We start from the raw sequence: 11786 nt of genomic DNA, 5'->3' as shown, positions 1-11786 counted from the left end.
GCCCGTCGCCGAAGGGGGACAGGGCCGCGCGCCCGCGGACCTGTCGTGGGCAGTGCTACGCAGCGCCCAGGCCGTCGAGCAAGGACACCGTCTCCGACCACAGTCGTCGCTGCACCTGCTCGCCACGTCCGGGCTCAGGGCACTGCAGCGGCTCGGCGTCGCGCACGGAGAGATAACCCCCACTGGTCTGTGCGAACGCCGGGTCGGTCACGAGGCGCACAATGATCCCGGCGCCCCGGCGCGGATCTCCCACCCGGAGTGTGTTCAGCACGCGCTGCAGCACGGCGGAGCCGGGCAGGTCCCGTCCCAGACCGGTGGCGTTGAAGCCGGGGTCGCAGCAGTTCACGGTGACCTTCGTGGCGTCAAGACGCCGAGCCAGCTCCTGGGTCCACATGATCGTCATCAACTTCGTGCGGCCGTACAGCGCCATCGACTCGCGCCGCGTGTACGGTGCGGTGTTCCGCAGGTCCGTAGCGGGAGTGATGCTGCCGGCCTGCCGGGCGGCCTCCGAGGCGACGTTCACGATCCGCGCCGGGGCGGATGCCAGAAGCGTGCTGGTCAGCTGCAGGGTGAGCGCGAACGGGGCGAGATAGTTCACCGCAGTCATTTCCGCCAGGCCCTCGGCTGTGACGCGCTGATGGAAGGCGTGCAGACCCGCGTTGTTGACCAGTACGTCCAGCCGACCGTACCGCGAGGCGATCTCCCGTCCCACCCGACGGGCCTCGCCGACCAGGGAGAGGTTGGCGAAGAAGACGTCGGCCCGAACGTCGTCGGCCACGTTCTTCAGTTCGTCCAACAGTGCTTGCGACTTCGTCTCGGAGCGCGCCACGATGCCCAGCCGGTAGCCGCGGCGTGCCATTTCCAGAGCCGTGATCCGGCCCAGTCCGGACGTAGCACCGGTGATCACAGCGAGGGGTCGGTTCACCATCAGTCCATTCATGAGGTACCTCATCAATTCTTTGTGCGACGATACTCGACACCATGAGTGAGCGCGAAACACCGCTGAACAGCCCCGACCCTGCCGACGTGGGCCTGCGCTTCCTGACCGTCGCCCATCAGGCCAGGAGTGCGGTCGACCAGCACATGGCCACCGCAGGACTGTCGCTGTCCCGAACCAAGCTGCTCCAGCTGCTCGCCCGGCACGGCGCCATGCACCAGTCGGAACTCGCCGAGGCACTCGGCCGGGCACCGCGCTCGGTGACCCAGACCGTCGAGGCTCTCGAACGCCTCCGCCTGATCACCCGCGCCACCGATCCCACCGACCGACGCCGCAAGACCGTCGACCTGACGGACAAGGGACGGTCAGCTCTCGCGGCCGGCGAGCAGACCGGCCGACAGGCTCTGCGGCACGTCTTCGGAGCCCTCGACGCCGGCCAGCTGACCGACTTGGAGACACTGCTCGCCCGCACGCGGGTATCCCTCGACGACTCGGTCACGCCCCGGCCGCCCGCACTCGACAGCCCGTGATCGGCCCTCCGGGTCCACTGCCCCGCCGGCCGCACCGGCTCCCACCGGAACCCGGCCAAACAGCATGGCAGGGCCGCCACAGTGATCACCTTCGGTGGTCTGTGCCACCTGGTTGCCTTCATCTACTCGGTGCCAGTGGCGGCCCGCGTACCCGACGCCGAGCAGCACCGGCACGTTGTGCCTCCACGCCTCCTCGAAGGCCTCGGGCGGCCGGGGCCGGCGGTCGACGGGATCGTCGGCATGCCGGAGGAGGTACGGGGAAGTCTCACGGTCCAGGCGATTCGGCATACCCACGTCCTCTCCCGGGCCCGGTTGATCGCATCGCTCTCTCGCGCTGACGCGCCGTACGCAGGAGACTGGGCGGCGATGACAGCAGGGGCAGTTGCAGATGTCGTATCCGGAGGGGGACGCACATGCGGGACAGCCATCGGGCGGAAGCCGAACGGCTGTTGGTACGCGCCGTCGAGGAAGAGGTACGGCGCTCGGGCGGGCGGGCCGACGCCGGTGCGCTGACGGCGCGCGGGCGGGCCGCACTCGATTCCCTCGCGGCGGGCGCGGCCGACGAGTACGCCGCGTATCTCCAGGCGCTGGACGCGGCGGAGGCCGGACGGCAGCCGCTGTCGCGGCGGTTCAGCCGCACGGCCCTGGGAACTCCCCTGCTGGTCACCGGAGTTGCCGCGGTCGCCGCCTTCGGCGCGGATGTCGCGTTCGGTACGGCGACGGGGCCGGCCCTCGGCGCGGGCGCCGTCGTGGCCCTCGCGGGGGCCACGACGACCGTCGCCAAGGTCACCGCATCGCACTGGCCCGCAGCCCACCGGCGGGCGGCCGCGCTCGGACAGCCCGGCGGCGCCGAACAGCTGCGGCTGCAGTGGCTGGCGGCGCTGGAGGTACGGGGCATACGCCCGTTCCTCGACCAGCAGCGGATGCTCAGCCCCTCGTCGCGCACCGCGGCGAAGAAGATCCCCGCGCAGTCGCGGACCTCCCCGCAGCTGCGCGGAGGGGACCGCAGCGCGGCGGCCCGGATGCGCGCCGTGCTCGACCAGTCCTTCGGCCATCTGCCCGCCGCCGACGCGCCGTTCGCCGGGCGGCGGGCCGAGCTGGCGCAGATCGCGCGGTGGGTGCGCGAGGGCCGCGCGTCGACGGAGACCAGGCCGACCGTCGTCGTCCTGCACGGCACGCCCGGCTCCGGGCGCACCACGCTCGCGGTACGGGCGGCGCACAGCCTGAAGGACCAGTTCCGGGGCGCCTGCGTGGTGGACCTGCGCGGCAATGTGGCCGGGGAGGCCCCGCTGCCGACGCGGGACGCGCTGCTGCATCTGCTGAACCGGCTCGGCGCACCCCGCGAGCAGCTGCTGTTCCGCGACGGCGGCTCCCCCGGCCGAGGGGGACCGGGCCCCCGGGGAAGGGACTCCGCCGAGCAGCAGGTGCGGCGGCTGAGCGAGCTGTACCACCGGCATCTGACCGGCACCCCGGTGACGATCGTCCTCGACGACGCGGGCGACGCGGCCCAGGTCCGCACGCTGGTCCCCGAGCGTTCCGACAGCCTCGTCCTCGTCACCGCCCGTGAGCCCCTGGAACTGCCCGCCGACATCCCGGCCCGGGTCCATCAGCTGCCGGTCGGCGCGCTGGACGCGGCGGGCGCGGAGGAGCTGCTGCGCGAGGCGGCCGAGGCACAGGAGGAGGGTCCGTACGACTCCCGGTCGACGGACACCGTCACCGAGCTGTGCGGCGGGCTGCCGCTGGCGCTGCGCATAGCGGGCTCCTCGCTCGGCTCGCGCACCCGGGACACGCTCGCCGCCGGTCTCGCCGCGTACGGGCCGGTCGCACCGGTCGAACGGGCGCTGTGGCTGCGCTACACCGACCAGTCCGAACAGGCGCGGCGGCTGCTGCGCCGGCTCGCGCTCGCCGGGCGGGCCAGCCTGGGCGCCGCGGCGGCCGCCGCGCTGCTCTCGGCCGACGAGCAGGAGGCCGAGCGGCTGCTGAAGGCCCTGGCCGGGGCGGGGCTCCTGGACCATGTGCGGGGCTCGCGCTACCGGCTGCACGATCTCGTACGGGGCTTCGCCCTGGCCCGGCTGCGGGACGAGGAGGAGGCGGCCGACCGTACCGCGGCCCAGGAGCGGCTGATCCGGAACTACGCGGATCTCGCCGGTGCCGTGATCCGCATGGTGGACGGCAAGATGTCCACCCGGGCCGGGCAGTTCGGCTCGCACGGCTTCGGTTCGCTGGACGCGGCGCTGCGCTGGCTGGACGAGGAGTCGAGCTTCATCACGTCGGCGCTGCGGCACGCGGAGGGCGTCGACCAGGGCGCCGTACTGGATCTGCTGGGCGCGCTGTGCGACTACTGCCTGCTGCGCGGCGACCTCTACCGGCTGGGCGAGATCAGCGAGTTGACGCAGGCCGTGGACAAGGGACTGCTGGAGCGGTCCGTGCAGTGGCGCACCGGCATCGCGGCCCGTCAGCTCGGCGAGCTGGACAAGGCCCGCACCACGCTGTCGTCGGTCGTCGGGCTCTACCGCGAGGCACAGAACGAGGCGGGCACGGCGCTGGCGCTCTGCTCGCTCGGCATCACCCTGCACCACCAGGGCAATCTGACCGAGGCGGGGGCACGGCTGCGCGAGGCGATCGAGCTGCAGTCCTCCGACGAGCAGGCCGAGGACCGCGCCTGGTCGCTGCACGCCCTGGCCGCCGTGGAGCGCGACCTGGCGCATCCGGCCCGGGCCCTGGCGCTCCTGGACACCGCGCTGGCCCTGCACCGGGAGGGCGAGTCGCTGCACGGCGAGGCGTGGACGCAGTTCCAGCTGGGCCAGACCCTGCTGCGGACGGGCGATGTGGAGCGGGCCGAGGACGCGCTGCGTACGGCCCTGGACCTGTACGGCCGTACGCGCGACGAGCGCGGCGAGGCGTGGGCGCTGACCCAGTTGGCCCGCGCCCGGCTGCTGGACGGCGACCCGGCCCCCGCGGTCGGGCAGCTGAACGACGCCCTGGCCCGCCACCGCGACAACGAGGACGCGCGCGGCGAGGCGTGGACGCTGTACTACCTGGGCCAGGCCCTGGAGGAGAACGGCGACACCGACGGGGCGGTGCGGCAGCTGGAGCGGGCCCGCACGATGTTCTCCCGGATGCGGGACACGTACGGGCTGGCGTGCGCCCGGCACCACTCGGGCCGGGTCACCCGCGACCAGCGGGCCGCGCAGACCGGGAACCTCCGCAACTCCGGCTTCGCCCGCCAGCTGCTGGCCGATGCCCGGGCCGACTTCCGGCGCATCGGCGTGGCCCACGGCGAGGCGTGGACGTGCCTGGAGCTGGCCCTGATCGACGCGGGCAACAACCGCGCACCGCAGGCGCTGGAGCTGTGCGGCGAGGCGGCGGAGCTGTTCGACTCCTACGGCGACACACGGGGCGCGGACTGGGCCCGTTTCCTGCGCTGCACGCTGCTGCCGTACGCGTCGCCGGGCGGCAGCGAGGTGGGCACGGCGGTGGCCCAGCAGGAACTGGCCGACCTGCTCCGGGCCGCCCACCCGACGCGCGACGGCAAGCTGGAGGACTGCGCGGAGGCGTACACCGTGGTGCTGAACCGCGGTGTGGACCTGGAGGACGGCTGGCAGGCATGGCGCCTGGGCATGACCCCCACACGCCACGCAAGGGAGGTCATGGGCGTACGGATCGGCTGACGGCCACCGGTTCATGACCGGCCCGTCCGGCGATCGAGGCCATCGCTGACCTCAGCCGGCCACAACACGCCAGGTCAACGCGTGGCGGACGTGGCAGCCACCGGCTGCCTCGTACCGCCCCGCGCCTACTTCCGCCTCGCGGACCCCGCCCCCGCCCCCGCGGGGGCGCCGTCACCCGGCGCCGCAGCCGGGTCCGGGGCCTCCTCGAAGTCGACCTTGCCCATGTGACGGTTCATGGACTTCATGAGCAGCCACACGCCCGCGGCGAGCGCCGCGAAGACGATGAAGCCGAGAACGCCGGGGGTCACCTTGTTGTCGTCGACCTCCTTGGCGAGAGGGACGAGATGGGTCAGTGCCTGGGTCGCGTACATATCAGGCATTGTCGCGGATGCCCGCGAAGAGGTCGCTCTCGGGGAGGGAGGTATCGACGAGAGACTTCGCCAGCTCGTACTCCTCGGTCGGCCAGACCTCCTTCTGGATGTCCATCGGAACGCGGAACCAGCCGCCGTCGGGGTCGATCTGCGTCGCATGCGCGATCAGCGCCTTGTCGCGGATCTCGAAGAAGTCCGCGCACGGAACATACGTGGTCAGCGTGCGCTCGACGCGCTCGAACTCCTTCCAGCGCTCAAGCCACTCGCCGTACGGGGACTCCAGGCCGCGGGCCAGCAGCGCCTCGTGCAGCGCGACCGTGCGCGGCCGGTTGAAGCCCTGGTTGTAGTACAGCTTCTGCGGCTGCCAGGCCGGGCCGAACTCCGACTCGGGGAACGTCTCGGTGTCCGCCGCGCCGTCGAAGGCGATCATCGAGATCTTGTGGGTCATGATGTGGTCGGGGTGCGGGTACCCGCCGTTCTCGTCGTACGTCGTGACGACCTGCGGCCGGAACGCGCGGATGCTGCGGACGAGACGCCCCGCGGCCTTCTCCTCGTCCTCCAGCGCGAAGCAGCCCTCGGGCAGCGGAGGAAGCGGGTCGCCCTCGGGCAGGCCGGAGTCGACGAAGCCGAGCCACTCCTGCCCGACGCCCAGGATCTCCCGGGCCTCGTCCATCTCCTTCCTGCGCACCTCGTGGATGTTCTCCTCGATGTACGCATCGCCCTGGAGCTTCGGGTTGAGGATGGAGCCGCGCTCGCCTCCGGTGCAGGTCACGACCAGCACGTCCACCCCCTCGGACACATACTTGGCCATGGTGGCCGCGCCCTTGCTCGACTCGTCGTCGGGGTGGGCGTGAACGGCCATCAGTCGCAGCTGCTCAGTCAAAGCTCGATCCTCAGTGATTGAACGCCATCGATGGGTGTCGTCCCGGAGGGACGTCGGTGTGGGGTGGCGGTCGGGCGGCGGGCGGGGGCTTCTATAGTGACCGAACCGGGGGGTGGAAAATTCCGCCGACCCCGGTACGGGAGGAACGATCATGACCGCGGTGCGCGAAGCGCTTCAGGAGAACCGCTACGGCCGCTCCGCCGACCAGCGCGCGGACCGCAAGCTCAAGATCGTCGGCGCGGTGCTGGGCGCGGTCCTCATCGGCGTGGTCGGCTGGATCGGTTACGGCTATGTCGCCGGCCAGGGCATCAGCGCCGAGGTGATCAAGTTCAAGGTCGTCTCGGACGAGCGGGTCGATGTGCACCTGGAGGTGCGCAAGGGCACCGGCACCAAGGGCTACTGCACGCTCCGCTCGCAGCACGAGGACGGCAGCGACGTCGCCCGCAAGGACTTCCGCTTCGACGAGCGCACGGACCGCATCGACCGCGTGCTGTCGCTGCGTACGACATCGAGGGCCACCAACGTCGAGCTGCTGGGCTGCACCGACGACGGCGGCGCGGCGCGCTGATCGCCGCACGCCGACGGTGAACCGGTGTTGCAGTCGCTGACCTGCACATACGTGGTCCTGACGGTTTACCTTCTCCCCCTTTTCCCGGTGAATTGTTAGGCTCGTGGTTTCGCCCACCCGTGAAGGCACATGCTTACGGGTAGGGCGATGCTTTGTATTCCCAGTACCGACGAGGAGCACCCTGTGACCCAGACCAGCGAAAACGTCACCTGGCTCACGCAGGAGGCGTACAACCAGCTCAAGGCCGAGCTGGAGTACCTGTCTGGTCCCGCGCGCACGGAAATCTCCGTAAAGATCGCGGCGGCCCGTGAGGAAGGTGACCTCCGCGAAAATGGCGGCTACCACGCGGCCAAGGAGGAGCAGGGCAAGATGGAGTTGCGGGTGCGCCAGCTCACCCAGCTCCTGGAGCACGCGAAGGTCGGCGAGGCGCCTGCCGACGACGGCGTGGTCGAGCCCGGCATGATGGTGACGATCGCCTTCGACGGCGACCCGGACGACACGATGACCTTCCTGCTCGCCTCGCGCGAGTACGCGAGCTCGGAGATCGAGACGTACTCCCCGCAGTCGCCGCTCGGCTCCGGCGTGAACGGCAAGCGCATGGGCGACGACGCCCAGTACGAACTGCCGAACGGCAGGACGGCCACCGTGAAGATCCTCGCGGCGAAGCCCTACACGGGCTGATCCCGCAGCACTGACGCGGGGAGCCTCCGGTCCGACGGGCCGGAGGCTCCCCGCGTGTGCGGCGCATCACGGCCTGCCGCGAGGCGCCGGACTCAGCTCATCACCAGATAGCCCGCGTCGCGCAGCGCCGCCGAGACCTCCTCGCAGTGGTCCGGGCCCTTCGTCTCCAGCTGCAGCTCCACCTCGACCTCGGTGAGCCCGAGCCGGGGATCGGTCCGCACATGGCCGATGTCGAGGACGTTGGCATCGACCGCCGAGAGCACGGCGAGCAGCGTGGCCAGCGCGCCGGGGCGGTCGGTCAGCCGCAGCCGCAGGCTCAGATAGCGCCCGGCCGCCACCATGCCGTGGGTCAGGATGCGCTGCATCAGCAGCGGGTCCACATTGCCGCCCGACAGCAGCGCGACCACCGGCCCGCGGAACGACTCCGGGTCGCTCAGCAGGGCCGCGACGGGGCTCGCACCGGCCGGCTCCACCACCAGCTTCGCCCGCTCCAGGCAGAGCAGCAGCGCGCTGGACAGCTCGTCCTCGGAGACCGTACGGACCTCGTCGACCAGCTCCTTGACCAGCTCGAACGGCACATCGCCGGGGCGCCCAACCTTGATGCCGTCCGCCATCGTGTTCAGCGAGCCGATCGACACCGGGTGGCCCGCGGTCAGCGACGGCGGATAGCAGGCCGCGCCCGCCGCCTGCACACCGACGATCCGCACGTCGGGCCGGACCGCCTTGACCGCCACCGCGATGCCCGCCGCGAGACCGCCGCCGCCGATCCCGACGACGATGGTGCGCACCTCGGGGCACTGTTCGAGGATCTCCAGGCCCACCGTGCCCTGTCCGGCGATGATGTCCGGGTGGTCGAAGGGGTGGATGAAGACCGCACCGGTCTCTTCCGCGTACTCCTGGGCGGCGGCCAGCGTCTCGTCGACGACATGGCCGTGCAGCCGCACCTGCGCCCCGTACTGGCGGGTGGCGGCGACCTTCGGCAGCGGCGCCCCGACCGGCATGAAGACCGTCGACCGTACGCCGAGCAGCGCAGAGGCGAGTGCGACACCCTGCGCATGGTTCCCGGCGCTCGCGGCCACGACCCCGGCGGCCCGCTCCACCGGGGACAGCCCGGCGATCCGTACGTAGGCGCCGCGCAGCTTGAACGAACCGGTCCGCTGCAGGTTCTCGCACTTGAAGTGGACCGGTGCGCCCACCAGCTCGGTCAGATGGCGGCTGCCCTCCATGGCGGTCACCCTGGCCACGCCGGAGAGCATCTTCTGCGCCCCGCGGATGTCGTCGAGGATCACTGGGGGAAAATGGCCGGGCGCACGGAAGTTCATACCGCAAGTCTTGCAGCTCGGCAGGGTGCCGGACGCCTCGTGCGGACCCGTCCTGCGCCGTTGTCCACAGGTTTGTGCAGCACTGGTACGCGTTGCCCCGTGGCCGCGTACTCTGTCCCCCACCCATCCGACACCGTACGAAGAGAGCCCACGGCCATGCCCCCTCAGGACATGACGACAGCTGCGTCTCCTTCCGGGGGCGCCGCCCCCGGTTCCACGGGTTCCGACCACGTCCTCGATGCGCTGCAGCACCAGGTCGCGGTATTCGCCCGCCGTGCCGAGCAGACCCGCCTCGGCGGCGTCGGCCAGGTGCGCAATTCCATGGACCGGGCCGCGTATCTGCTGCTCAACCGGCTGGACCGGGAAGGTCCGATGGGCGTCAAGGCCCTGGCCGCGGGGATGGGGATCGACTCCTCGACCGTGACCCGGCAGGTCGCGCCCCTCGTCGACACCGGCCTGGTCAAGCGCACCTCGCATCCGGAGGACGGCCGGGCCGTCGTGCTGCAACTGTCGCCGCGCGGCCAGGCCCGGCTGAACGAGGTCCGCGCGTCCCGCCGCGAGCTCATGACACAGGTGACGGACGACTGGACGGCCGAGGAGCGCGAGTCGTTCTGCACGCTGCTCACCCGGTTCAATCTGGCGCTCGCCGCCCGCCAGGCCTCGCACCAGACGCCCGCGGCCGGCTAGCGGGAGCGGCGGCGCCCGGCGCCGCCGCTCGGTCTGCCGGGCGCACACCTCTTGTTCACACCTCTTGTGCACGCCTCTTGACCAGGAGCCGCGCAAGGGCTCGGATGAACACTGTGCGAGAGCGCCAGGCGGGCCGGGAGCGGCGCCGCGCCCGGGAGTTCGAGACCTTCGTGGCGGGCGCGGCAGGCCGACTGCTGCACACGGCGACGCTGCTCACCGCCGAGCCCATGCAGCCGCCCGGCGCGAACCCGCGCGCCCAGCGCATGCTCATGGCCGCGCTGGCACGCACATACGCGCAGTGGGGCGAGCTGCGCGGCGAGGACCCGTACGACCGCACCCGGCGGGAGCTGGCCGTGCGGTTCGCCCATGAGGTCTGGCGGCACCACCGGCCGCGCGGCGGGCTGCTGGACCGGCTGACACCGCAGGAGCGCCTGATTCTCGTGCTGCGGCTGTACGAGGGTGTCGCGGAGGAGCAGGCCGCGGCGCTGCTCGGGCTTCCGGTGGAGCGTGTCCGGGCGATCTGCAACCGCTCGGTGTCCACGATGCGCGGCACCCGCCGGCCCACGGCGCGGTGGGGGATGCACCGACCCCTGGCGCCGGCGCCATGAGCCGGAGCAGCGGCCGGGAGGACGAGGTCCGGCGCATGCTGGACGGCCCGCATCCGCAGGTGCCCGCCGATCTGGCCCGGCGGGCGGCGGAGCGCGGCGCCCGGCTGCTGCGCCGGCGCCGTTTCGCCCGCCGGCTGATGCTGCTGGTGGCGTTCGCCGCGGTGGTGGCCTTCATGGTGTGGGTGGTGGCGGCGCATCCGTGGCAGCTGCCGCCCTCCGAGACGACACCACCGCTGGACGGCTGGTGAGCGCCGGTCCGGACCGGTGACGGGGCAGCTACGGGGCGGGCGGACCGGTGGGCTCAGCGATCGAGCCCACCGGGCGGACACCCGCCGCCCCCGCATCTGCGACTAGCCGAGCGCCTGCGTCAGATCGGCGATCAGGTCGTCGGCGGACTCGATGCCGACGGAGAGCCGGACGAGGTCGGCCGGCACCTCCAGCGGGGAACCGGCGGCCGAGGCGTGCGTCATGCGGCCCGGGTGCTCCACGAGGGACTCGACGCCGCCCAGGGACTCACCGAGGGTGAACAGCTTGGTCCGGTTGCAGACGTGGACCGCCGCGTCCTCACCGCCCACGACGCGGAAGGAGATCATGCCGCCGAAGCCCTTCATCTGCTTGGCGGCGACCTCGTGCCCCGGATGCTCGGGCAGCCCCGGGTAGAGGACCTGGGTGACCTTGGGGTGCCGGGTCAGCAGATCGGCGATCTTGGTGGCGTTCTCGGTGTGCCGGTCCATGCGGACCGCGAGGGTCTTGATGCCGCGCAGCACCAGCCAGGCGTCGAACGGTCCGGCGACCGCACCCATCGCGTTCTGGTGGTACGCCAACTCCTCGGCCAGTTCCGGGTCGTTGACGATCAGCGCGCCGCCGACGACGTCCGAGTGGCCGCCCATGTACTTCGTGGTGGAGTGCACCACGACGTCGGCGCCAAGGGCCAGGGGCTGCTGGAGGTAGGGACTGGCGAAGGTGTTGTCGACGACCAGACGCGCACCCGCAGCACGGGCCACACCGGCGACCGCGGCGATGTCGGTGATGCCGAGCAGCGGGTTGGACGGGGTCTCCACCCAGATCGCCTTGGTGCGCGGGGTGATCGCCGCCCGCACCGCCACCACGTCCGAGGTGTCGGCGACCGAGAAGTCCACGCCCCACCGCGAGACGACCTTCGCGAACAGCCGGAACGTGCCGCCGTAGGCGTCGTTCGGGATGACCACGTGATCGCCCGGGGTGAGCAGCGTACGGAGCAGGCAGTCCTCGGCGGCGAGGCCGGAGGCGAAGGCGAGTCCGCGCCGGCCGCCCTCCAGAGCCGCGAGGTTGTCCTCCAGGGCGGTACGGGTCGGGTTGGCGCTGCGGCTGTACTCGTAGCCGCCGCGCAGTCCGCCCACGCCGTCCTGCTTGTACGTGGACACCTGGTAAATGGGCGGTACGACGGCGCCGGTGAGGGGATCGGCGGGGTTTCCCGCGTGGATCGCGAGAGTCTCGAAGCTGTGCTGGTCGCTCATGGGGCCAGAGCGTAGTTCGTCACGAGGGCGCC

At 71.8% G+C, this 11786-nt stretch carries 12 protein-coding genes and 1 pseudogene; 7 read left to right on the top strand and 6 right to left on the bottom strand.

The annotated features are described in order from the left end of the window. Positions 1-55: 55 nt before the first annotated feature. Entirely contained in the window at positions 56-928 is an 873-nt protein-coding gene (locus tag OG507_RS25675) for an SDR family NAD(P)-dependent oxidoreductase (RefSeq protein ID WP_327369525.1), read from the bottom strand. 53 nt (positions 929-981) lie between these two features. Here OG507_RS25675 and OG507_RS25670 point away from each other — a divergent pair, with 53 nt between their 5' ends. Then, a complete protein-coding gene (locus tag OG507_RS25670; protein WP_327369524.1) occupies positions 982-1467 on the top strand; it encodes a MarR family winged helix-turn-helix transcriptional regulator in 486 nt (161 codons plus the stop codon). Positions 1468-1590: 123 nt separating this feature from the next. Here OG507_RS25670 and OG507_RS25665 read toward each other — a convergent pair. After that, positions 1591-1755: pseudogene (locus OG507_RS25665) on the bottom strand (DUF255 domain-containing protein); the annotation flags it as partial. Between the two features lie 125 nt (positions 1756-1880). On the opposite strand from OG507_RS25665, the gene OG507_RS25660 reads away from it, so the two are divergent. Next, positions 1881-5138, top strand: a complete 3258-nt coding sequence (locus OG507_RS25660) for a tetratricopeptide repeat protein (RefSeq protein WP_327369523.1) — start codon at positions 1881-1883, stop codon at positions 5136-5138. A gap of 125 nt (positions 5139-5263) precedes the next feature. Here OG507_RS25660 and OG507_RS25655 read toward each other — a convergent pair whose 3' ends face one another. Together OG507_RS25655 and mca are read right to left on the bottom strand one after the other, a co-directional pair. Continuing rightward, on the bottom strand, positions 5264-5509 hold the full coding sequence (locus OG507_RS25655; RefSeq protein ID WP_327369522.1) for a hypothetical protein: 246 nt from the start codon (positions 5507-5509) through the stop codon (positions 5264-5266). 1 nt (position 5510) lies between these two features. Further along, entirely contained in the window at positions 5511-6392 is an 882-nt protein-coding gene (gene mca, locus OG507_RS25650) for a mycothiol conjugate amidase Mca (protein WP_327369521.1), read from the bottom strand. 151 nt (positions 6393-6543) lie between these two features. Between mca and OG507_RS25645 the strand changes: the two genes are divergently transcribed. Beyond that, positions 6544-6960 carry a DUF4307 domain-containing protein gene (locus OG507_RS25645; protein ID WP_327369520.1) on the top strand — a complete coding sequence of 139 codons (417 nt, stop codon included), beginning with the start codon at positions 6544-6546 and terminating at the stop codon, positions 6958-6960. 183 nt (positions 6961-7143) lie between these two features. After that, positions 7144-7641 carry a transcription elongation factor GreA gene (greA, locus tag OG507_RS25640; protein WP_327369519.1) on the top strand — a complete coding sequence of 166 codons (498 nt, stop codon included), beginning with the start codon at positions 7144-7146 and terminating at the stop codon, positions 7639-7641. A 92-nt stretch (positions 7642-7733) separates the two neighbouring features. Here the strand turns inward: greA and ilvA are convergent, their stop codons facing one another. Beyond that, positions 7734-8963: a threonine ammonia-lyase gene (ilvA, locus tag OG507_RS25635; RefSeq protein ID WP_327369518.1), complete on the bottom strand. Its 1230-nt coding sequence runs from the start codon at positions 8961-8963 to the stop codon at positions 7734-7736. A gap of 156 nt (positions 8964-9119) precedes the next feature. Here ilvA and OG507_RS25630 point away from each other — a divergent pair, with 156 nt between their 5' ends. The 3 genes from OG507_RS25630 (at position 9120) to OG507_RS25620 (ending at position 10506) form a co-directional block, all read left to right on the top strand. Beyond that, positions 9120-9650 (top strand): MarR family winged helix-turn-helix transcriptional regulator, encoded by a 531-nt coding sequence (locus tag OG507_RS25630; RefSeq protein ID WP_327369517.1) that lies wholly within the window; start codon positions 9120-9122, stop codon positions 9648-9650. A gap of 113 nt (positions 9651-9763) precedes the next feature. After that, positions 9764-10258, top strand: coding sequence for a sigma factor-like helix-turn-helix DNA-binding protein (locus tag OG507_RS25625; RefSeq protein WP_327372086.1), 495 nt, complete (start codon positions 9764-9766; stop codon positions 10256-10258). After that, complete coding sequence (locus tag OG507_RS25620; RefSeq protein WP_327369516.1) at positions 10255-10506, top strand: hypothetical protein; 252 nt, start codon at positions 10255-10257, stop codon at positions 10504-10506. The genes OG507_RS25625 and OG507_RS25620 overlap by 4 nt, the downstream gene beginning before the upstream one ends. A gap of 102 nt (positions 10507-10608) precedes the next feature. Here the strand turns inward: OG507_RS25620 and OG507_RS25615 are convergent, their stop codons facing one another. Next, positions 10609-11754 (bottom strand): cystathionine gamma-synthase, encoded by a 1146-nt coding sequence (locus tag OG507_RS25615; protein ID WP_327369515.1) that lies wholly within the window; start codon positions 11752-11754, stop codon positions 10609-10611. Positions 11755-11786: the final 32 nt, after the last annotated feature.

The sequence above is a fragment of the Streptomyces sp. NBC_01217 genome (assembly GCF_035994185.1).
Lineage (GTDB): Bacteria > Actinomycetota > Actinomycetes > Streptomycetales > Streptomycetaceae > Streptomyces.
This window is presented reverse-complemented; position numbering and strand designations above follow the sequence as displayed.